The 20,691-nt window shown below is 46.2% G+C and carries 21 protein-coding genes; 5 read left to right on the forward strand and 16 right to left on the reverse strand.

The genetic code is table 11. The features are described from left to right. Nucleotides 1-57: 57 nt before the first annotated feature. Complete coding sequence (locus tag VP472_RS18390) at nt 58-921, reverse strand: octanoyl-[GcvH]:protein N-octanoyltransferase (RefSeq protein ID WP_146275748.1); 864 nt, start codon at nt 919-921, stop codon at nt 58-60. 46 nt (nt 922-967) lie between these two features. Next, nucleotides 968-1,867 (reverse strand): cysJI operon transcriptional regulator CysL, encoded by a 900-nt coding sequence (locus tag VP472_RS18395; protein ID WP_007407666.1) that lies wholly within the window; start codon nt 1,865-1,867, stop codon nt 968-970. Nucleotides 1,868-1,982: 115 nt separating this feature from the next. Here VP472_RS18395 and VP472_RS18400 point away from each other — a divergent pair, with 115 nt between their 5' ends. Further along, entirely contained in the window at nt 1,983-2,960 is a 978-nt protein-coding gene (locus VP472_RS18400) for a YeiH family protein (RefSeq protein ID WP_094247415.1), read from the forward strand. 36 nt (nt 2,961-2,996) lie between these two features. On the opposite strand, the gene pta is transcribed toward VP472_RS18400, so the two are convergent. Next, nucleotides 2,997-3,968: a phosphate acetyltransferase gene (gene pta / locus VP472_RS18405; RefSeq protein ID WP_094247414.1), complete on the reverse strand. Its 972-nt coding sequence runs from the start codon at nt 3,966-3,968 to the stop codon at nt 2,997-2,999. Nucleotides 3,969-4,230: 262 nt separating this feature from the next. On the opposite strand from pta, the gene hemQ reads away from it, so the two are divergent. Together hemQ and VP472_RS18415 are read left to right on the forward strand one after the other, a co-directional pair. Continuing rightward, nucleotides 4,231-4,995 (forward strand): hydrogen peroxide-dependent heme synthase, encoded by a 765-nt coding sequence (gene hemQ, locus VP472_RS18410; protein ID WP_003151011.1) that lies wholly within the window; start codon nt 4,231-4,233, stop codon nt 4,993-4,995. Nucleotides 4,996-5,138: 143 nt separating this feature from the next. Next, nucleotides 5,139-5,336 carry a helix-turn-helix transcriptional regulator gene (locus VP472_RS18415; protein WP_017418693.1) on the forward strand — a complete coding sequence of 66 codons (198 nt, stop codon included), beginning with the start codon at nt 5,139-5,141 and terminating at the stop codon, nt 5,334-5,336. A gap of 397 nt (nt 5,337-5,733) precedes the next feature. Here VP472_RS18415 and VP472_RS18420 read toward each other — a convergent pair whose 3' ends face one another. The 4 genes from VP472_RS18420 to VP472_RS18430 form a co-directional block, all read right to left on the reverse strand. Next, a complete protein-coding gene (locus VP472_RS18420) occupies nt 5,734-5,928 on the reverse strand; it encodes a response regulator transcription factor (RefSeq protein WP_017418691.1) in 195 nt (64 codons plus the stop codon). Nucleotides 5,929-6,080: 152 nt separating this feature from the next. Then, nucleotides 6,081-6,839: a hypothetical protein gene (locus VP472_RS18425; RefSeq protein WP_146275750.1), complete on the reverse strand. Its 759-nt coding sequence runs from the start codon at nt 6,837-6,839 to the stop codon at nt 6,081-6,083. A 72-nt stretch (nt 6,840-6,911) separates the two neighbouring features. Continuing rightward, the gene (locus VP472_RS20170; RefSeq protein WP_142385906.1) at nt 6,912-7,379 is read right to left on the reverse strand and encodes a MauE/DoxX family redox-associated membrane protein; all 468 of its coding nucleotides are present in this window, start codon (nt 7,377-7,379) and stop codon (nt 6,912-6,914) included. Beyond that, nucleotides 7,303-7,734 (reverse strand): thioredoxin family protein, encoded by a 432-nt coding sequence (locus VP472_RS18430; RefSeq protein WP_146277424.1) that lies wholly within the window; start codon nt 7,732-7,734, stop codon nt 7,303-7,305. The genes VP472_RS20170 and VP472_RS18430 overlap by 77 nt, the downstream gene beginning before the upstream one ends. Nucleotides 7,735-7,992: 258 nt before the next feature. Between VP472_RS18430 and VP472_RS18435 the strand changes: the two genes are divergently transcribed. After that, nucleotides 7,993-8,772: an NADPH-dependent reductase BacG gene (locus VP472_RS18435; RefSeq protein ID WP_017418688.1), complete on the forward strand. Its 780-nt coding sequence runs from the start codon at nt 7,993-7,995 to the stop codon at nt 8,770-8,772. A 16-nt stretch (nt 8,773-8,788) separates the two neighbouring features. Here the strand turns inward: VP472_RS18435 and VP472_RS18440 are convergent, their stop codons facing one another. The 7 genes from VP472_RS18440 to VP472_RS18470 all read right to left on the reverse strand — a co-directional run bounded on the left by VP472_RS18440 (nt 8,789) and on the right by VP472_RS18470 (nt 16,087). Next, on the reverse strand, nt 8,789-9,988 hold the full coding sequence (locus VP472_RS18440; RefSeq protein ID WP_017418687.1) for a transaminase BacF: 1,200 nt from the start codon (nt 9,986-9,988) through the stop codon (nt 8,789-8,791). A gap of 12 nt (nt 9,989-10,000) precedes the next feature. Beyond that, on the reverse strand, nt 10,001-11,182 hold the full coding sequence (locus VP472_RS18445; RefSeq protein ID WP_146275752.1) for a bacilysin exporter BacE: 1,182 nt from the start codon (nt 11,180-11,182) through the stop codon (nt 10,001-10,003). Further along, complete coding sequence (locus tag VP472_RS18450; protein WP_146275754.1) at nt 11,179-12,597, reverse strand: alanine--anticapsin ligase; 1,419 nt, start codon at nt 12,595-12,597, stop codon at nt 11,179-11,181. Before VP472_RS18450 ends, VP472_RS18445 begins: the two co-directional genes overlap by 4 nt. 17 nt (nt 12,598-12,614) lie before the next feature. Next, complete coding sequence (gene bacC, locus VP472_RS18455; RefSeq protein WP_003151003.1) at nt 12,615-13,376, reverse strand: dihydroanticapsin 7-dehydrogenase; 762 nt, start codon at nt 13,374-13,376, stop codon at nt 12,615-12,617. Next, nucleotides 13,373-14,083: a 3-((4R)-4-hydroxycyclohexa-1,5-dien-1-yl)-2-oxopropanoate isomerase gene (locus tag VP472_RS18460; RefSeq protein WP_003151000.1), complete on the reverse strand. Its 711-nt coding sequence runs from the start codon at nt 14,081-14,083 to the stop codon at nt 13,373-13,375. Before VP472_RS18460 ends, bacC begins: the two co-directional genes overlap by 4 nt. After that, on the reverse strand, nt 14,073-14,687 hold the full coding sequence (locus VP472_RS18465) for a bacilysin biosynthesis protein BacA (protein ID WP_003150997.1): 615 nt from the start codon (nt 14,685-14,687) through the stop codon (nt 14,073-14,075). The genes VP472_RS18460 and VP472_RS18465 overlap by 11 nt, the downstream gene beginning before the upstream one ends. 161 nt (nt 14,688-14,848) lie before the next feature. Continuing rightward, complete coding sequence (locus tag VP472_RS18470) at nt 14,849-16,087, reverse strand: MFS transporter (protein WP_014306036.1); 1,239 nt, start codon at nt 16,085-16,087, stop codon at nt 14,849-14,851. A 223-nt stretch (nt 16,088-16,310) separates the two neighbouring features. Between VP472_RS18470 and VP472_RS18475 the strand changes: the two genes are divergently transcribed. Beyond that, nucleotides 16,311-17,513: a multidrug effflux MFS transporter gene (locus VP472_RS18475; protein WP_014306037.1), complete on the forward strand. Its 1,203-nt coding sequence runs from the start codon at nt 16,311-16,313 to the stop codon at nt 17,511-17,513. 32 nt (nt 17,514-17,545) lie between these two features. Here the strand turns inward: VP472_RS18475 and VP472_RS18480 are convergent, their stop codons facing one another. Together VP472_RS18480 and VP472_RS18485 are read right to left on the reverse strand one after the other, a co-directional pair. Beyond that, nucleotides 17,546-18,964: an amino acid permease gene (locus VP472_RS18480; RefSeq protein ID WP_146275757.1), complete on the reverse strand. Its 1,419-nt coding sequence runs from the start codon at nt 18,962-18,964 to the stop codon at nt 17,546-17,548. 24 nt (nt 18,965-18,988) lie between these two features. Further along, nucleotides 18,989-20,671: a M20 family metallopeptidase gene (locus VP472_RS18485; protein WP_146275759.1), complete on the reverse strand. Its 1,683-nt coding sequence runs from the start codon at nt 20,669-20,671 to the stop codon at nt 18,989-18,991. Nucleotides 20,672-20,691: the final 20 nt, after the last annotated feature.

Here is a 20,691-nt window from a genome sequence, read left to right on the forward strand (position 1 = left end):
TTCTTTTTCACTATAACTAAATAGTATATAATTACCAAAAACAAAAAAAGCCCGGACTCAGTCCAAGCTTTCCTGCGTGCCGAACACCTTCTCATTCCGTTCCAGCATTCGGGTCAGATTTTTTTCAAATACCATTTCCTCTTCCGGCGATAATCCGGCTGCATACAGGCGTCCGCTGAGTTCCTTCAGTTCAGTCAAAAGCGCCAGCATTAAGTCCTGCACGGTAATGTCTGTTTGCAGCAATTCGCTTAATGAGGCCATCGTTTCGGGCCGGATATCGGGATATACGCCTTTTGTATCGTTGCTTTTGTCTTTTAAAGCGGCTTGATAGAAACGTCTGATCAGATCGGCGCGTTCGCTTCCGCTTTTATCGGCACAGAGGTAAATCTGAACCGCGGTTCCGCCCCGCAGGCGTCTTTGTGAGATTCCCGCGAATTTTCGGCCGCCGATGCTGAGATCATAGCTGCCCGGACAGTACGATCCTTTAATTTCATGTGCTTCAATTTCGGCATTGTGCGGACGCAGCATCCGCCGCACCAGCTCTGTCATCGCCTCGTAGCCTCTGTCAATGTCGATGCCTTTTTTCTCATCTTCAAAAATAAGCGAGATATTCAATACGCCTTCATCGAGAACGACCGCTAGGCCTCCTGAATTGCGGACAATGACACGGTAGCCTTCGTCCTCCAGCAATTTCACGCCGTCCCCTAAAAACGGCAGGCGTGTGTCCTGAATACCGAGCACGATCGTCCGGTGGTGCACCCAAGAGCGTGCCGTCGCAGGCGATTCCCCTTTGCCTACGGAGGCGCACAGCGTATCATCCATTGCGAATGACTGCTTCGCATCAAAATAAGGGCCGAGGCTGGATTGGTCAATGATTCTCCAGCTCGGCTGCATCAGTAAATCAATCGGTTGCTTTCCCATCTATATTAAATCCCTTTCGTCATAGGCTTTCCATGCGTTTATTATATCACTCCGCTTGAGATGATTGAAATTGGCTTTTCAAAAGAGCGATGAAGATTTCTTTGTTTTTTGTGTTCTCCATAATGGAAGATTGGATGATAGACAGTTTCCGTTTTAAGGAGAATCCTTTTATCTCAAGCACGGAAATGCTGCCGTGAAGCAGATCCTTTTGCAGCACGCTTTTTGACAGAACGGAAAGACCCATTCCGCTGATCACGGCTTCCTTGACGCCCTGGTTGCTGCTGATCGTCATCATGGATTTCGGCCGCAGTCCGTTTGATTGAAGGACATGGTCTAAATATTCCCTCGTTCCCGAACCCTTCTCCCTTGTCACCCACGCTTGATTTTGCAATTCGGCAGCCGGGATGTTTTTTCTGCCGGCGAGCGGGTGTCCGTTCGGTGCGGCAATGCACAATTCATCCTCCATAAACGGCTGAATGTCGAGCTCGTTTTTCCCCGTATGCCCTTCAATTAATCCGATATCGGCTTGAAGCATCCGAACCGCTTCGCTGACCTCCTCCGTGTTTCCGATCATGACGTCCAGGTTCAGTTCGGGATACTCGTTATGAAGCTTTGCGAGAAGCGGCGGCAGAATATATTCGCCGATGGTAAAGCTCGCGGCGATTTTGAGCTTCCCTTTGACATAATGATGGTGGGCGTAAATTTCGGATTTCGCCTGTTCGTACAAAAAGACCATCTGCTTGGCGCGCTGATAGAGAATGTCCCCCGTCGGCGTCGTCGTAAAATGCTTCGGAGAGCGGTTCAGCAAGGCAGTTTGAAATTCTTTCTCCAGGTTTTTAATGTGAAGGCTCACGCTCGGCTGAGAAATCATCAGCTTCTGCGCCGCCTTTGTAAAGTTTTTTTCTTCCACGACGGCAATGAATGTTTTCAGTTCCCCATAATACAAAAAGCATCGCCCCTAATCATTATTTTTCCTAATCGTTTATATCATATAAATATATTTTACTAATGATTAAGACCGCAGTAAAGTGGAGTTATCAAGATAATGGGAAGTGACTGAGATGATGATGGTAAAAGGTATTTCAGTTACCGCAGGAATTGCGTTTGCGGCTTTCTATGTCAGCCGCCTGCCGTTTTTGCATATGCTCGGAATGCTTGTCCTTGCCATGCTGATCGGCATGCTCTGGCGCGCCGTATTCGGACAGCGGGAGGCATTAGAGCCGGGGATCGCGTTCTCAAGCAAATACTTGCTGAAAGCAGGCATCATCCTGCTTGGCATGAGACTGAATCTGGCGGATATCTATCATGCGGGCTGGCACGTATTTGCAATTGCCGTCTGCTGTATGATGTTTGCGGGTGCCGTTGTATACGGACTGTCCCGGCTGTTCCGTATAGATCAGACACTCAGCACGCTGACAGCCTGCGGCACAGCGATCTGCGGGGCGGCAGCCATTGCCGCGATCGCGCCGCAGATCAGATCAAATGAAAATGCAGCCGCCATCAGCGCGGCCGCCGTTTCGTTATTAGGAACCGTTTTTACTGTTGTATATTCTCTTGCTTATCATGGATTGGGGTTTTCTCCTGCGGCTTACGGGGCCTTTTGCGGGGCAACGCTTCACGAAGTGGCGCATGCGGCGGCGGCCGGCAGCGCCGGAGGAAAAGCAGCCGTCGAGATGGCGGTGATCGTCAAACTGACCCGGGTCGCGCTGCTCGTCCCGGCCGCATTCATGCTCGGAATGCGGGCGCGCCGCAGCGGAAAGTCAAAGACGGCTTCTGCCGCTTCGCTCCCCATCCCTTGGTTTATCTTCGGATTTCTCGGAATGAGCGCCATCCATACATCAGGCGTTATTTCAGCTTCGTTTTCCGCGTTTCTTGTTCAAGTGTCTTATGTTTTAATCGGTATGGCGATGGCGGGTCTCGGTTTGAAAGTCCATATATCGGCGTTTCGTCATAGCGGCTGGCGGGCGCTCGCAGCAGGCTTGATCGGTTCTCTCTGTTTGTCCCTGTTCGGCTGGGCCGCAGTGACGTTCTTTCTATAAAAAAAGCCGGACCTCGTAAAGGCCGGCTTTTGCGGATTACAGCGCTTGAACAGCCGTAATTAACGCAAGATTGTAGACGTCTTCCGCATTACATCCTCTGGAAAGATCGTTTACAGGCATATTCAATCCTTGCAGAATCGGTCCGACCGCTTCAAAGCCGCCTAAGCGCTGAGCGATTTTGTAGCCGATGTTTCCTGCTTCAAGGCTTGGGAATACAAATACATTCGCGTCTCCTTTAATGTCGGAGTCCGGCGCTTTTTTCTCCGCGACAGACGGCACAAATGCAGCGTCGAATTGGAATTCGCCGTCAAGCGTAAGCTCAGGCGCTTTTTCCTTCGCAATTTTCACGGCTTCAGCCACTTTGTCCGTCTCGTCTGATTTCGCCGATCCTTTTGTAGAGAAACTGAGCATGGCAACGCGCGGGTCAATGTCAAACATTTGAGCCGTATTGGCGCTTTCAATGGCGATTTCGGCAAGGTCCTGGCTGTCAGGAGCAATGTTGATCGCGCAATCAGCGAACACATACTGCTCGTCACCGCGGGCCATGATGAAGACGCCTGATGTTTTTTTCACGCCTTCTTTTGTTTTAATGATTTGCAGTGCAGGGCGCACCGTATCGGCTGTAGAATGTGCAGCTCCGCTGACAAGTCCGTCTGCGAGACCTTTGTACACAAGCATCGTGCCGAAATAGTTTTCGTCCAGCAAAGCTTTGCGGGCCTGTTCTTCCGTCGCTTTGCCTTTGCGGCGTTCTACGAAAGCCTGAACGAGTTCTTCCATGCCTTCATATGTATGCGGGTCAAAAATGTCCACGCCGTCAAGCGTAAGATTTAATTCTTTCGCTTTTGCCTGAATGTCTTCTTTATTGCCGACCACAATCGGCTTTAATACCTTGTTGCCCGCCAAGTTGTTGACCGCAACCAGGATACGTTCGTCCAACCCTTCAGGAAATACGATTTTCACATCTTTTCCTGCGACTTTTTCTTGTACTTTTGTAAATAAATCTGCCACGATATTCCCTCCTCTATGTTGACAAAAAACGCTTACTTTTACAGCATACTCTTCTTCCAGCTAAATTCAAATAACCAACTTCTATTATAGCGCTTTCAAAAAGAAATCTTATTTTTCTAACTAATTTAATTGACGGTTTGTTTCACGGCTTAGTTTCTGACACAAGGCTTCGGATTATTCAAGGTTTCTCCACAGCCGAAACGGTTAAACTGTGGTATAGTGAAGGCATCAATGTAATGAAAAGATATAGGAGTGAAGATACATGAGTGAGCAGCAAAAAACGAACGAAGCCGCCCAAACGCTTGACGGTTGGTACGCGCTTCACGATTTCCGCACAATGGACTGGACGTCATGGAAGATGTTATCCAGCGATGAGCGCCTGTCGATTATTCACGAATTTACGGGACTGCTTGAAAAATGGGGCGTCGCCCAAAAAGAAGGCAAAGGCTCGCAAACCATCTACAGCATCGTCGGACAGAAAGCTGATTTTATGCTGATGATTCTTCGCCCGACAATGGAAGAGCTGAACGAAATCGAGCTTGAATTTAACAAATCAAAGCTTGCTGAATTTACAATCCCGGCTTATTCTTATGTTTCCGTGGTTGAGCTGAGCAACTACCTGGCAAGCGGAGAAGGCGATCCGTATGAAAATCCGCATGTCCGCGCCCGCCTGTATCCTGAGCTGCCTGAAGCGAAATACGTCTGCTTCTATCCGATGGATAAAAGAAGAAGCGGCAATGACAACTGGTACATGCTTTCTATGGATGAACGCAGAAACCTGATGAGAAGCCACGGCTTGATCGGACGGAGCTATGCCGGCAAAGTCAAACAGATTATCACGGGATCTGTCGGTTTTGACGATTACGAATGGGGCGTCACGCTCTTCAGCGATGATGTGCTTCAGTTCAAAAAACTTGTTTATGAAATGCGCTTTGATGAAGTCAGCGCGCGCTACGGCGAATTCGGTTCATTTTTTGTCGGAAACCGCTTGTCTCTCGACACGCTTCCGAAGTTTTTGCATGTGTAATAAGTTGTTAAAGCCTGATTTTAAAAATCAGGCTTTTTCCAAAAAACTATTGACAAAATATTGAACTTGATGTAAAGTTTACTTTACGTAAAGTACACTTTACTCACCGAGCAATTGTTGTATCGAAATGAGGTGAAATATGAGTGAAAAATCGGTTAAAAGAAATTAGACAGAGGCATTCTTATTCACAGGAAACGCTAGCCTTGAAATTAAAAGTGTCCAGACAAACCATCATTTCAATTGAGAATGGGAAATATAATCCCTCTCTGCCCTTAGCTTTGAAAATAGCAAAGATTTTCAAGGAAAGTGTAGAGAATATATTTTTGTTAGAGGAGGAATAAAAATGAAGAAGAACTTTTTTTTAATATCTTTTGTTTTTTTCATTATCGTCTCAGGAGCTTTTATAGCACTATCAATATTTACGCAAACAAAATTACCTTCAATAACTTTTCCCATCTTAACTCTTTCAATAATAAGCTTTGTTCTATGGGCTACCTTCCCATCATTACCATTAAAAAGAGATGAACGAGGAAAGTTTATAATACAGAAGAGCTTAGCCTATACTTTTATGCTGACCTTAATTTATCTTTTCATTTTCTTGACAATATTTTATTTTAATTTAATCAACCTAGACAAAGAACAGATTTTACTCTTATTTTCCTCGTTAGTTATAAGTACAGCATTTATATCGATCCTCATTCTAAATAAGAAATACTAACAATTAATACTGAAAGTTAGTTAAATTAATTCTTTTTTGAAAGCTTTTACTATTATTCCAACTCGAGAACGTACATTTAACTTTTTACGTATTTTTGCTATATGATATTCAATAGCTCTTTGAGAATAACCTAATTGTTCAGCTATTTCTATATTGGATTTTTCTTTAGCTATTAGATCAATGATTTCACTCTCTGTTTTCGTTATATTGTTCACCTTTGAAAACCCCTTTAAAACAAAATCTTTGGAACCACACTACCATACATTAGGCTCCTTATATTTATAATTTAAAAACGATTGACTGAGCCCAATATTTACTTGATCTTTATAAAAAATTAGCAGGGGATTGCCCTGCTAATTTTATAAATTTAAAATTTACTTTTACATCGTCCATAACAAACTCCTATTACAGAACCAGTTGCAACATCAGCTGCCAACAGACAAGCATAGCAACCAGCACCAGCAGTGCTAGCACAAGCAACACCACATAGTGTGGCTAATGCAGCGATTGCCCACGAAGCAACTCCTTGTCCCGATAAACAAGAATTAAAGCAGTTCCACCATTGCTTAAACCCCTGAGAAGACATGCTTTTTGTTAAATCAACTTTTTCACCATTGTCTTTAATAACAAAACCTGATTCAACTTCTCCAGATTTATTAATTTCAGCATTATAAATGAGTTTTTTATTTTTAATCACCTTTGAAGCAACTTTCCCTGATTTCTCCCTTACACCAAATAAAGAGTAGTCCTCTATAATTTTACCATTTTCATCTAGTATAACGATAAAATTGCTATCTTTTTCGACGTTTTCTCCTTTTAAAGGATAATAAGCATAATAAAGCGTTTTAGTTCCATAATTCTCAACTTTCATCATATGTCTTTTGTTGTTATCAAACTCTATGTTTTTGCTGTACTTCTTCATCAACGCCAGTTTTTCATCTTTTTTTCCCCAATCTTTAATCCAGTCATCAATTTTTAATGTTTCAGATCTGGATGCTCTACTTAATTTTTCATCTCCTGGCTCATAATCCGCTGATGCAAAATTAGGTAATATACACGAAATTGCCAATAAAATTGATAAAGTCAACAGTAGGTAGTGCTTTGCATCCCAAATTTTTTTAATCATATGATCTCTCCATTTCCTTTTTTTGTAATCATAATATAAAAAAATTGCGGTTAACCGAAAATATTTATATATTCAATATTTCCTTAAGATTAAGTACAAAGAACTTGGAATTAAAAACAAAACCTCTCTGAAAATCGTTGAATAACCAATAGTTTCTGCGTTTCCATTACCAAAACAACCACAACCATACGGAAAATATCTACCGAAATTAGCCATTAACAGAATAAGAAATATTGTGATTAACAGTTTATAAAATATTACGAAAAAATATCGAAATCGTTTCACCCAGATCAAAAACGCAATCACTATTTCAATAATGGGGACTGCAAACCCTACTATTAGATACATTGACTCGGGTATGTATTGATAATATTGTAGTGAAAATATAAAACTATATACGTCAAATAATTTCATAAAACCAGAATACAGCATTATTATTGATATGATTGCTATGGATACATGCTCAACTTTCCGAATTAAAAAAGTTTTTATATTTATTCTTAGTCTGTTCCCCTTCAATTCTATTAGTTTCCCTTCCATTTTTATAAACGACTAATGTCGGTGTTTGATTTATCTTATAACTTTCCCAAGATTTTTGATCACCTTCGATGTTTAATATAAGGAATTTTCCGTTCATTTTCTCTCCCATCGGAATAAGATATGGTGAAACCCTTTTACAATGAAGACAATTTATTTGATAATAGTATACAAATACGTGATTTTGATCTTTTATTGCATTTCTCACTTCATTTGTAGTAGCCTGTCCAGCATATAAATTATCATTTTTTTGATAGATATTTGATGCAACTGCTATCAATGAACAAAATATTATGAGGATTGATATTACAATAATTATGCGCTCCTTTTTTTCATTAAAACTAACCTCCTTTTTAATTCTTTATTCTCTTTCCCGGTTTGTTTTTTGAATATTTTATATGCTAACGTAAGGACTCTTTTAATAAAAGGGTATTTTTTAACATTTAATAAATTATTTCAAAATTGATGCTATGCTGATTAATGAAACTTTTATTTCAACTAAGGTTAAGTTCGCTTATTATTTTTTCTTTGTCAGAATTTAAATAAAATTTGCTATTTTTATCATTTTTTTTTACGATGTAAAGGAGATTCCATTTTGGTAAAGGGGTGCAGACAGTTGTCAAAACGAACCGCATTTATTATGGGAGCCAGTCAGGGGATCGGCAGAGCGATCGCTCTGAAACTGGCTGACAATGGCTTTCATACCGTCATTAATTCACGAGTTCCCGAAAATATCGAATCGGTAAAAGAAGAGATCCTCGCCAAACATCCGGATGCGGGCGTCACCGTTCTGGCCGGCGATATGTCGGACCAGAAGGCGAGAGCCGGCATTTTTGAAGAAATCAGATCACAATGCGGACGGCTTGATGTATTGATCAACAACATTCCGGGCGGCTCGCCGGATACCTTTGAAAACTGCGATATAGAGGATATGACAAATACCTTTACGAATAAAACGATCGCCTATATCGACTCTATGAAAACGGCCGCAGCGATCATGAAACAGCACGAATTCGGCAGAATCATTAATATCGTCGGAAACCTATGGAAAGAACCCGGCGCCAATATGTTTACCAACAGCATGATGAACGCCGCTTTAATTAATGCCAGCAAAAACATCGCCATTCAGCTTGCGCCTTTTCACATTACTGTCAACTGTCTGAATCCCGGATTTATCGCCACAGACCGTTATCACCAATTCGTGAAGAATGTCATGAAGCAAAACGGCATTTCTAAAGCGGAAGCGGAGGAACGGATTGCCTCAGGCGTCCCGATGAAGCGTGTCGGAACTGCGGAAGAAACCGCGGCGCTGGCTGCCTTTCTTGCCTCTGAAGAAGCCTCCTATATTACCGGACAGCAAGTGTCAGCCGACGGCGGTAGCATGAAAAGCATATAATAAAAACATCCCGCTCTCAGCGGGATGTTTCTTGTAATGAAGGAAAGGACAAACCTAGCTTTTGAATCCGCAGCACGACTTCCCTTAAATCGCCCTGTTTTGCCACCATTGATATTCTGACATAACGCTTTCCGCCGCTGCCGAAAATCTCGCCGGGCGTCACGACAACATGGGCATGCTCCAGCAGATAGTCCGAAAACTGGTGTGAAGACTCGAATTCATTCGGAATTTCAGCCCAGACATAAAAAGTCCCTTTCGGTTTTTCAATGCTCCAGCCTAATTCCTTTTCACATAACGCCGTGAAAAAATCAATCCGTTCTTTATATGTGCGCTTCAGACGCTCCGTATGCTCAGGATTTCCTGACAGCGCCGCCGCTGCCGCCTGCTGAAGGCCGCCGAACATGCCGACGAAGACGTGATCCTGAAACTCATTGACCGCCTGAATAATTTTCTCATTCCCCACGGCAAATGCCATTCTCCAGCCTGCCATATTGAAGGTTTTCGAAAATGAATAAAGCTCCGCGCCGACTGTTTTTGCTTCCTTCGCCTGAAGAAAGCTGGCCGGGTTCTGATCAAATTCGAACGCGCCGTATGCAAAATCGTGAATAAGATGGATGTCATGTTTTTTTGCAAACGCAGCCGCTTTTTCATAAAACGCCTGATCCGCAGTCGCGCCCGTCGGGTTATTCGGGTAATTCAAAAACATCAGCTTGGCTTTTTTCAGGACGGCGGGATCAATCTCCTCAAAATCCGGCAGATAGCCGTTTTCCGGATGAAGCGGCATCTCATGCAGCTCCGCTCTGGCCATTGTGATTCCCGATAAATACTCAGGGTAGCCGGGGTTCGGGACTAAGGCGATATCGCCGGGGTTCAGCAGGCATTGCGTCAAAACGTACAAACCAGCTTTCCCTCCGCCGAACAGCGCGACTTCTGTCTCCGGATTGACCGATACCCCGTACTCTCTCTCATAAAATTCCGCGATGGCTTCTTTCAGAAACGGATAGCCTCTGAACGGGCCGTATCCGTGATACGAAGGATTCAGCGCAGCCTCCCGCAATGTTTCAACGATATGCGGCGGAGTGGGGAGATCGGGATTCCCCTGCCCGAGATTAATGATCTGGGCTCCTGTTTTCTCCATCTCTTTTACCTTTTGAAAAACGAGCGAAAATTCCTGTTTCGGAAGTGTCTTGATGACGTCGGACGGTATGATTTCCATCTGAAAGGCTCCTTATAAATGAATTTGCTCTGATTCGTTATTCCGTTCTGAAAAGGATTTATTGACCAGTTTTGTATGCAGAAACAGCCCGCTGACCAAAAGGACGATAAATGCCATGATGACTGCCGCGTCTATAATGTTGATCAGCATGGAACCGACGGCGATGCACAATCCGATGGACGCCTCCGCCACCGAAAAGATCCGGCCCTGAATCTGGTTCGCCGCGTTCTCCTGAACTTTGACCTTCGCCAGCACCTCACCGTATTCCATTGCGATAAAGAAAAGAATGGCGGCAATGACTGACACGGCGAAAATCGGGGTAAACAAAAACAGCGCAAGCGAGACGATCGATAACACTGTAAAATACATCAGCCCTTTATTGTTGTTAAAGCCCCATTTGCTGACAAGAGCGGCGCCGATAAAGCCGCCGAAGCCGATACAGAACGTCAGGATGAAATTGCCGATTTCCCCGTCGCCTAAAAAGCGGCTGACAATCGGGAAATAGCTGTAGACGACACCCCACAAAAGCGCCATCGTAATCATCGTGAACATGGCGTTTAACACAAAAGCATTTGTTTTGATTTCCTTCAGGCCTTCTTTAAACGACTGAAAAGCTTCTCTTACGTTTTCTGACTGAATCGGCACGTATTGAAGCTTAATGCGTCTGATGAAAAACGCGGAGACAAGATAGGTCACCCCGTTAAACGCGACGGCAAGCTCCACAGAACCGCCTAACAGAAAAAGTCCGCCGGCTGCAGCGCCGACAATAATCGAAATCGTCGTGGCTTTTGCAAACAAAGTGTTGATATTTTTAATATCCGCTTCTAAAGACGACATGACCGCGAGACGTGCCGGGTTAAAGAACACGCCGCTTCCGTAAGAAATAAACAGCAGCGCCAGAAAAAGCAGCGGATATTCGCCTTTCGGGAGAAATGTCAGCCCCAAAAAGATGACACCTCTGATCACATCCGTCCACAGCATGATTTTCACCCTGTCGAGCCGGTCCACGAGCACGCCTAAAAACGGCTGAAACACCATCGGAATACTGCGGACCGCGATGACGCCGGACGTCACCCAGTAGTCGTGATAGTATGTAGACAAAATGAGCAGGGCCGGGAGAACGCAATAGTCTCCCATAAACGAAAGCGCCTGCCCGAAAAGCAAATACTTAGAGTTCGGTTTCAGCTGTTTCATACCGGTAACGCATACTTTGCAGTCAGCTTCGCCTGCTGCTGAATTTGTTTGATTGATTCGGCCACGTCACCCGAATTGCTTCCTTTCAGCTCGAACGCCGCAATGCTGTTGAACGCTTCGAACAGCCGCAGATCCACGGACGTACCCGCCTCGGCCGCCGAGAAAGAAACGATTTCGGTATCTCCCTTTAAGACGCCGTCGGGAATGTCAATGCTTTCAATGACGAAATCGACAGCCGTCTCAGGCAGCTGGCCGTTCTCTTTGAAATGCTGAGGATACAAGTGGCAGTCGGCGACATAGCACGGCTCCTGCTCCAATAATCCTTTCGGCAGATCGGCTTCTTTTCCGAAACAGAGAACATCCAATAACAGCTGCGCCATATCGACGCCGAAGACCTTTTTAATATTCGGAATCATGTTCCATCCCGCAAATCGTGCCGCTGATTCAATCAATCCGGCTTCCCGGTTTTTCATTAATTTTATTTCTGTATGTGTCGCGCAGTTTTCGAGGCCGAGTCCTTCATTCGCCTTTTTGGCAGCTTCGACGATTTTCCGCTTTGCGTCATCATCCAGGATGGACGGCGTAATATGGGATGTCTCCGTGAATCCGATTTGCGGTGTTTTATCATGAATCGCCACAGGGAAGTATTCCCCATCGGCCATGATGCCTTCTATGCTGATATAGTCGGAATAACCGCTTGTTTCGTACCAGTCGTCATACTCGCCCTGCAAAAATTCTTCCGCGATAAAAGGCGCTTCAAACGTGACCGCTTTCGGTACGTTAATCGACTTCAGGTATTCATTGACTCTGTTAAATTCTGCTTCTGCCGTTTCCCTCTCTTTGATGAGCGTCACGCCGATGGAGCTCGCCAGATATGTAGGCTTCAGAATGAGCGGCGTTCCGATTTCCTGAAGCGCGGCGCGGAAATCTTCCAGCGTCGTCACCCGTTTGTTTTTGATGGACTTGACGCCGGCCCGGTTGAAGGCGGCTCTCATTTTGTTTTTATCTCTGGCATTTTCAGCGGCCTGTACGCCCGCTCCCCGCAGGCCGAGACGTTCACACGCTTTTGCCATCGGAGCGATAAACAGTTCATTGTTGGTCGTAATGGCGTCAACCCCGAACATGTCAGCCACCTTGACGATTTCTTCGACGACTTCTTCCTCAGGTTTGTCATGATCTTCATGAGCCCAGTAAATCGAATCGGGATGCTCAAAATCAGCCAGACTCTTAAAATAGTCTTTATCTTTAATGACCGCAATCGAGTATTTTTCAATTAATGCCGCATGAGAGGCTGTAATTGCAAAAGGTCTCGGAATAAAGCTGACGAGGTTGTATTTTTCGGCTGCGCTTTTGTAAAACATATGCGGCGGGCATCCCCCAAGGTCAGCGATAACCAATACTGTTTTTCTCTCCATATGTAAACACTCCTTCTCTATTGTGCGGTGTATCCACCGTCTGCGGTGATCGCGCTTCCGGTCATATAGCTTGATAAATCCGAAGCGAGAAACAGCATGACGTTCGCTATTTCTTCAGGCTTGCCGAGTCTCAGCAGCGGATTGACTTTCGCTTTTTCTTTTTTGATTTCTTCAAGCGTGCCTTCGTTGTTTTCAAGGAACGACTTTTCATTCAAAGGTGTGTCAATGATTCCCGGGCACACGCAATTGACGCGGATGTTGTGTTTGGCGTAATCGACGGCCATCGAACGCGTCAGCTGCAATACGCCGCCTTTAGAAGCGTTATATGCGGGAATGTCGGGCCATGCGACTACTCCTCCGACGGAGCACGTGTTAATGATATTGCCCTTGCCGCTTTTGAGCATATACTTGAGCGCGTGCTTGCTCATAAGAAACATGCCCGTCAGATTGACGTTGAGCACTTTGTCCCAATCGCTCAGCTCCATCTCATGAATCGGGGCGACAATTTCGATGCCGGCGTTATTGATTAACACATCCAATCCGCCGAACTTGTCAACCGCTGACCGGATGGCATTTTGACATGCCGGTTCATCTGTAATATCCGTCTGCACAAAATGCAGCCTGTCATTGTTTTCTTTCCGGATCATCGCTTCTCCCTGCGCCTCATCAATATCCGCGACGACCACATTCGCCTCTTGATTCAGAAACGCCTGAACCGCGGCATAACCGATGCCTGATGCGCCCCCTGTGATGAGGACGGTTTTATCCGTCAGGTTCATGACTCTTTCGCCTCTAATTTTTTCGCTTTTGCTCTGTTATAGCGCGGAGGGAAAAAGATATTGACTGATTTTGAATCTTTTTCAAATCTGTTGATGGCGCCGTGATCTTCTCTCGGATCGCAGAAATAAGCTGTGCCGAATGTCATATCCACTTTGCAGCCTTCAATGGTCATATCATAGCCGCCGCCGATGCAGATGCCGATCTGTTCATTGCGGTGTTTATGGAACGGCATTTCTCCTCCGTTGCCCGGAATGTTGGCAAGCATGATTTCCACCCAGTCTTCCACGAAGAACGTGACTTCCATCCCAGGCAATAAGTCTCTTGTTTTAAAAATATTCAAAAAATAATCCTCAGGGCTTGTATAGGTTTCACCGGCTTTCAGGCGTTTAATATCAATGGCGATCACTTCTTGATCCGTCTCATTTCTTGCGCCGTGAGGCACGTTAGGAGGCGCGATATAGGCTGATTCCAGCGCTGTCATCTTTCTTGTGACATCTCCGACAGTCATGGACAGCTCGCCGGAAACGACAAGGCCGATTTGGACTTCCTTATGCTGATGCGGTTCCACGTTTGTATGCGGCGGAACGTAAGAAAGCAGAACTTCCGTATCGCCTCTGACGGACGAATATTGTCTTACTCCGTTATCCCATTCTATTAATTTAGGCGTCGGGAAATAAAGTTCCTGCAAATCTTGTTCAGTTTTCATCATGAATCTCTCCTTTTCCGAATAATGACCAGCTCATGGGAATGCTTTTAAATGTTTTGACAAAGTGAAGGCCGTACTTTTGTCTGGCCAGCTCATTTGTCAGCGCGATGTCGGACAAACCGTCCTTCACTCTTTTCGCGGCTGCGCTCGTTGAGTTCACCAGATCAAACGTGACATCTTTACGGGTAAAATACTTAATCAAATTGATAGGAGACGGGTGGGATACGATGACAGTCTTATCAAGCATGTCATCCGTATATTCAAAACCGGGCCGGACAGCCAGGCCGTACATCGGGGTGTCGCACCTGAAAATTTGCAGAAGCTGCAGATCCGGTCTCATGTAGAAGTGCTTAATGCCGTCATACGCGTGAGGCACAATTGTGTATTCCAGCGGACTTTGAAGCGTTTTTTCAATGCACGATTCAAATGTATCATGCAGTGATAATTTGCTGTTCACCCCTTGGAGAAGGGTGAAATTGGTGATGAAGTTTTTTGCTGCGTACTCACTGCTTGTCCCTTCAGGACCGAGCGTGTTGATCGTAATCAGTTTAGATATTGAATAAGCCTTGCTTTTTGTTTGAATGCTATTATCCAATATAATCATGAGCACCAACCAATCTGTTAAATTTTAAGTAAATATTATCCATAGACGTTCAAGCTGTCAATATTATTTGAAAATATTGATAATTATTCCTATATATTAGAAAACACCTTATGATATAAGGTGTTAAAAATTAACATTTACAAAATTATAGAAACTTTATTTTACCGATACAATGATTGGTCGGTCTTATGCTCATATTTTCCATACCTTCTGTATGCGAAAACGCTGAGGACAAAGCCGATGAGGGTGACGGCCGCACAGATAAATCCGACAGCTGCATATCCGTATCCGACATAGACCGGACCCATGACAGCAGAACCCAAGGTGACGGCCAAATTGGACGCCAGACTGTAAAATGCCATGATTTTGCCCCGGCGGCTCTGTGAGCAATCACTTAAAATAGTGCTGAGCAAGGTCACCGTCAGGCTTTGCATCAACCCCCAGACGAATAACCCGATGACCAAAAACGGCATTGATGACGGCGCATAGGCGAGACAGGAAAGCCATATGCTGATCACGGCCAATGCCGCGATCAAAGAGCGCATTTTCCCCGCCTTATCTGCGATTTTTCCGGTGAACACGCTCATGGAAAAACCGATTCCGTACACCATGATCAGCAGCCCTGAAGCTGTATTCCCCCCCGGCAGCACGCGGTGAAGATATGTGCCGAGAAAGGAATACATGCCGTAAAAACCGATCATGTTGCAAAAAGTGATCGTGAGGTATACAGGGACACGGGGCACCTTCAGCGCATCCCGGAAAGTGCCTGCCTGCCGTCCGTTTTCCTCTTCTGTTTTATTCCCATCCGCCGTGCTGCGGCGCGCCTCAATGAAAATGAGCGAAGCAACGAGGACAGACATGAGGGCGAAAATCCAAAACGTCCACCGCCAATTCAAAACGCCGCCGATAAAAGAGCCGATCGGAACGCCGAAAATCAAAGCGAGCGACCAGCTTGACACGATCAGACCCATCACCTTGCCGCGGTACGCATAAGGCACACGGTCGCCGACCACCGCGTATGCTGTCGGCACAAACGCACCCGCCGCAAGCCCGGAAAGCGCCCTGCCCAGAAAGAAGAAAAAGAGATTGTGCGCCAGCGCGCAGATCACCGTGCCGGCCGTAAATATAAGCAGTCCCGCCAGCAGACTGAGTTCCCGGGAATATTTATCTCCCAGCGGAACGAGAAGCGGCGCCCCGATAAAAATCATCACTCCGTAAATACTGATGGAAAGCGCCAGCACACTGACATCCGAGCTGAAAGCCCGCGCTAAATCCGGAAGCAGCGGAGAAATCACCAGCTCTTCAGAACCCGCGGCAAATACCCCTAATGTCAAAGCAAGCGCGAGACAGACCGGAAATCGGCGTTTCGTTTCGATGTGATCGGTTTGTTTGCTGTTCATGCTCTTTGAACACCTCTTCCGTAAAACTTTTCTACCTTTTGTTGTTTTATAGTTTAGCATCCTTATATTTCATTTTACATTTCACATGAAAACTAATTCTGATTTTTTATTTACATTCAGATTTTAAATAAAATATTTAGTTTATATTCAATAAATGATATAAAATACACCGTCTGGTTATGCTATAGTGATAGAATCATTTGTTAAGGTGGGGGGTTATGAAATGAATAACGCTGATTCAAAGGCCGCCCGCGCAGGCCTCGGCATGGTACTGATTCTCGGGACGCTCGCTTCATTCGGGCCGCTTTCGCTCGATATGTATCTGCCCGCTTTGCCTGAAGTGGCGGCCGATCTTCATACGACAGCGTCACTTGCGCAGCTGAGCCTGACGTTTTGTCTTTTGGGGCTGGCGGTCGGGCAGATCGTTGTCGGGCCGCTCAGTGATATGATCGGGCGCCGGAAGCCGCTGATTCTGTCATTGCTGCTTTATACGCTGTCTTCTTTATTATGCGCCTTCAGCCCTTCTGTTTCGTTTTTAATTGTCATGAGGTTTATTCAAGGATTCACCGGGGCGGCCGGAATCGTCATCGCACGGGCTTCCGCACGCGATATGTATTCCGGAAAAGAATTGACGGCTTTTTTCTCATTACTGATGCTCGTCAATGGGGCGGCGCCGATTTTAGCGCCGATTACAGGGGGATTTATCCTTCAGTTCGCCGGCTGGAAAATCGTATTTATCGTGCTGGCGGTAATCGGCTGTATCATTTCTGCCGCCGTGCTTACGGCGTTGCCTGAATCACTCCCGCCGGAAAAGCGGACAAGCGGCGGACTCCGGGAGACGCTGATGACGTTTCGCGGCCTGCTTGGCGACCGGATGTTTATGGGATTTGCGCTCAGCCAGGCATTTGTGATGACCGGCATGTTCGCATATATTGCCGGGTCGCCGTTTGTACTGCAAAACATCTACGGCGTATCGGCCCAAATGTTCAGCCTGCTGTTCGCCGTAAACGGTGCGGGAATCATATGCGCCACCCAAATCACCGGACGGATGGCCAAAACACATGATGAACGGAAGCTGTTTGTCTCCGGTCTGATGATTGCCGTCATCGGGAGCATCGCTTTGCTTTTATCACTTGCGTTTGGTTTAGGCCTGGCGGCAGTCTGCATTTCTTTATTCATCATTGTTTCTTCTGTGGGGATCGTCACGACGACGGGATTTTCTTTGGCTATGCAGAAACAGGAGAAAGGCGCGGGAAGCGCTGCGGCTCTTCTCGGACTCCTGCCCTTTATCGGCGGTGCGGCTGCCGCTCCCCTTGTCGGTATTGCCGGAGAAGAAAATGCCTGGCCGATGGCCGTCAGCATTTTCGGTTTTCAGTTCTGTGCCGTTCTATCCTATGTTCTGTCGGCCAAACGAAACACAAAGTAAAGCCCGCCGCTTTAAGCGAAGGGCTTTTTTTCTTATCCGGCAGCGCCTTTTCCCGAAGAAGCCGGCTCACGCTTCAGGCGTTTTTTGATACCGAAGTGATAATACGCGTAACAGATGATCATCAGCGGGACGCCGCAGTACAGACCGATACGCTGGTCGGGGATAAAGATGAGACTGATTAAGATAAGACCGTAAACCGAAAATCCGAGAATCGGCACAATCGGATAAAGAGGCGTTTTAAATGCCAGGTCTTTCAGATTTCCTCCTTCAGCAAGAAAGCGTCTCCGGAAAACGAATTGTGAAGCGCAGATTGACATCCACGCGACGACGGTAATCATACCGGAGATGGAAATGAGCCACACATACACCGTTTCAGCCGCGACTACACTTGTCAGCAGGGATAAACCGGAGATGGCGATGGTGATGGAAAGAGCTTTCAGAGGCACGCCTTTTTTCGTCAGTTTCGTTAAGGAAGCGGGGCCCATCTTAGTTTTTGATAGGGACCACATCATTCTGGACGAAGCGTACAGCCCGGAATTCGCCACCGACAGCATGGCGGTCAGAATGACAAAGTTCATGATATCAGCCGCATAAGGAACGCCGATTTTATCCAGCACAGCCACAAACGGGCTTTCGATGACGCCTGCCGTTTGATACGGCAAAATGGACACGAGAACAAACATCGCCAGCACGAAGAAAAACAGCGTCCGCCATATGACGTTTCGGATCGAGCGGGGAAGCGTCTTTTCCGGATTTTCGCTTTCTCCCGAGGCGATTCCGACCAGTTCGGTACCCTGGAATGAAAAATTCACCATGACAAGGGTAAACAGCACGGCTTGGGCACCGTTCGGGAAAAGCCCTTGGTCCGTCGTAAAGTTTGACAGATACGGAGCCGTCTGCCCGCCGTTAAAACCGACAAAGCCGAATACCGCAGCGCAGCCGAGAATAATAAACAATACAATGGCCATGACCTTAATGCTGGAAAACCAAAATTCCATTTCCGCAAAACTCCGTGCAGACAGCGCGTTAATGGAAAAAATGACGACGCCGAATACCAGGCACCACACCCAAATCGGAACGGCCGGAAACCATCGCTGCATTAAAATCCCCGCCGACGTCAGCTCAAGCCCCACTGTATTGGCCCAGCTGAATGCGTACATCCATCCGATCGTAAATCCCGTCGACGGCCCGAGAAACTTTGCGGCATACGCCTGAAATGATCCTGCGACCGGCATGGCAACCGCGAGCTCCCCCAAACAAAGCATCACCAGATACATTAAAAATCCGCCGATCACATAAGCCAATATCGCGCCGATCGGTCCCGCTTCACTGATCGTAAAACCGGAGCCCAGAAAAAGCCCTGTCCCGATCACGCCGCCGAGGGCGATCATAAACAAATGCCGGCCCTTCATCGTGCGCTGCAATTCATTTTGATTGGTATCTCCCTGCATATACATCCCCCTTATTCCGTTATGTCAGCCATTTGTGCGTATGTCTAATCGGTAGCTGTGCAAAAGATGCATTGTCGTCTGCTGAATGAGTTCCGGCAGCACATGGAATGTGTACGGTTTGTACACGCGTTCCGTCCATTTATGGCCGTCCTTTCCGTATACCCCTATATTGACCGACGGAATATTCAATTCCCTGATTTCTTTAAAAGGAATCGTCCCGATGACATCCCAGCCCGGAAAATTATCGGTAAAGGCGGAGACCTCCTCGTCTGTTTCATGCAGCGATAAAAAGCTTCCGTCCGCTAAATAAGGGAAAAACTTTTTAAAGACGAATGTTTCTCCGGTTGATGCCGCTGTTTTATCGACCGCTTCTTGAATGACATGCTGTAAAAGCCGGTCCCGTGTGCTTTCTTCCTTCAGATAATTGTGCGGAAGATAAGGCGGCGCATAGAAAATAATGACTTTAGCTCCCTGCTCAGGATCGAGTTTTTGCAGTTCTTCGACGGCTTTAAAACATCTCATCCGCAGTTCAAGATGTTCATATGTTTTAAATGCCTGCCCGATACACTGTGCAGGGTCTATCCCGCGGCTTCTCAGCCTTTTCAGGTAATCTTCCAGACTGTACACTTGAACGTTCCATGACATCTCTTTTTTCGGCAGGCTCGTTCTCTCACAGTATTCGTCGTAATAATCAGATAATTTTTGTTCTGTCTCTTTGCAGGCTTCGTCAGCCACGGCGGTCAGCTGATCCATGACTTCTTTGGCGGTTTTCTCGTAAATAAAATAATTAAAATAGACATAGCTGCTGACGGCGGTCTGCACGTTATACGCTTCCTTATTGTCACGCTGGTAGAGGCAGGTCGGCGGAAGCACAAGCTCCCCTTCAATGTTTTCCGCCATATGAATATTGTTGTGAATTCTTCTGGTGATTTCTGACGCGATCAAATTCGGGTCGATGCCGGACAGCGTATCTCCGACATGCACCTCCCGCCCGTAAATCGCAAAGCAAGGCAAAAGCTTCCCTGCCGCGCCCGTGTATATGTACCTTGTCGTGTCACCCTCATACAGCGGCGTGATAAAATCGTTATTAATCGCTGCTAAATAACGAAGCTGCATTTCTTGTTTCAGCCGTTTTAATTCAGAAATGCTGGTTAAAATGCCGGAATGCTGGCTTTCTTCATCCGGGTTTGCCATGAACAGAATATGGCCCGGCAGCTGATCGCGCCGTTCAGAAAAGTGAAGCAGATTGGCGAGATGAACGGCAATACCGCTCTGCATATCAACCGAACCCCTTCCGAACATCCACTCGCCTGAGCGGGCGTCCCGCTGCACATCCCGATCAAATTCATAGTTTGAGAAATATTCCGCGAGACGGTCGGAATCAAAAGCGATATCTTTTAAAGGGCCGAAATCCTCGATGCCGACCGTATCAAGATGAGCGTGATAAATGACCGTATTCAGGCTTTCGCCGTTTCCCTCAATAAATGCGAAAATATTTTTGCGGCCGTAAGGGTCCTCAGGAATCGCCTGCTCCCACACATGTGACGGATTCTCCTGAAAGTAGGGAAAGCTCTTGATCATATCTTTGATATAGTCGGCTTTTTTTCCTTCTCCCAATGTGCCGTTGATGCTGTTTAAGGCCACCAGTGATTTCGTAATGGCTTCTATTTTCTCCTCCGGAAGCATTTTGCTGAGCTGCTGATACATATTCCATCCTCCTTACCCTC

This window comes from Bacillus sp. MT(2024) (genome assembly GCF_036362845.1).
Taxonomy (GTDB): domain Bacteria; phylum Bacillota; class Bacilli; order Bacillales; family Bacillaceae; genus Bacillus; species Bacillus velezensis.

What these genes read in the sequence shown, in the direction of transcription:
- VP472_RS18390 (WP_146275748.1), bottom strand. Translation starts at nt 921, where the DNA reads ATGGGAAAGCAACCGATTGATTTACTGATGCAGCCGAGCTGGAGAATC.
- VP472_RS18400 (WP_094247415.1), top strand. Translation starts at nt 1,983, where the DNA reads ATGATGATGGTAAAAGGTATTTCAGTTACCGCAGGAATTGCGTTTGCG.
- hemQ (WP_003151011.1), top strand. Translation starts at nt 4,231, where the DNA reads ATGAGTGAGCAGCAAAAAACGAACGAAGCCGCCCAAACGCTTGACGGT.
- VP472_RS18425 (WP_146275750.1), bottom strand. Translation starts at nt 6,839, where the DNA reads ATGATTAAAAAAATTTGGGATGCAAAGCACTACCTACTGTTGACTTTA.
- VP472_RS20170 (WP_142385906.1), bottom strand. Translation starts at nt 7,379, where the DNA reads ATGGAAGGGAAACTAATAGAATTGAAGGGGAACAGACTAAGAATAAAT.
- VP472_RS18440 (WP_017418687.1), bottom strand. Translation starts at nt 9,988, where the DNA reads ATGGAAATCATACCGTCCGACGTCATCAAGACACTTCCGAAACAGGAA.
- VP472_RS18445 (WP_146275752.1), bottom strand. Translation starts at nt 11,182, where the DNA reads ATGAAACAGCTGAAACCGAACTCTAAGTATTTGCTTTTCGGGCAGGCG.
- VP472_RS18450 (WP_146275754.1), bottom strand. Translation starts at nt 12,597, where the DNA reads ATGGAGAGAAAAACAGTATTGGTTATCGCTGACCTTGGGGGATGCCCG.
- bacC (WP_003151003.1), bottom strand. Translation starts at nt 13,376, where the DNA reads ATGAACCTGACGGATAAAACCGTCCTCATCACAGGGGGCGCATCAGGC.
- VP472_RS18460 (WP_003151000.1), bottom strand. Translation starts at nt 14,083, where the DNA reads ATGAAAACTGAACAAGATTTGCAGGAACTTTATTTCCCGACGCCTAAA.
- VP472_RS18465 (WP_003150997.1), bottom strand. Translation starts at nt 14,687, where the DNA reads ATGATTATATTGGATAATAGCATTCAAACAAAAAGCAAGGCTTATTCA.
- VP472_RS18470 (WP_014306036.1), bottom strand. Translation starts at nt 16,087, where the DNA reads ATGAACAGCAAACAAACCGATCACATCGAAACGAAACGCCGATTTCCG.
- VP472_RS18475 (WP_014306037.1), top strand. Translation starts at nt 16,311, where the DNA reads ATGAATAACGCTGATTCAAAGGCCGCCCGCGCAGGCCTCGGCATGGTA.
- VP472_RS18480 (WP_146275757.1), bottom strand. Translation starts at nt 18,964, where the DNA reads ATGCAGGGAGATACCAATCAAAATGAATTGCAGCGCACGATGAAGGGC.
- VP472_RS18485 (WP_146275759.1), bottom strand. Translation starts at nt 20,671, where the DNA reads ATGTATCAGCAGCTCAGCAAAATGCTTCCGGAGGAGAAAATAGAAGCC.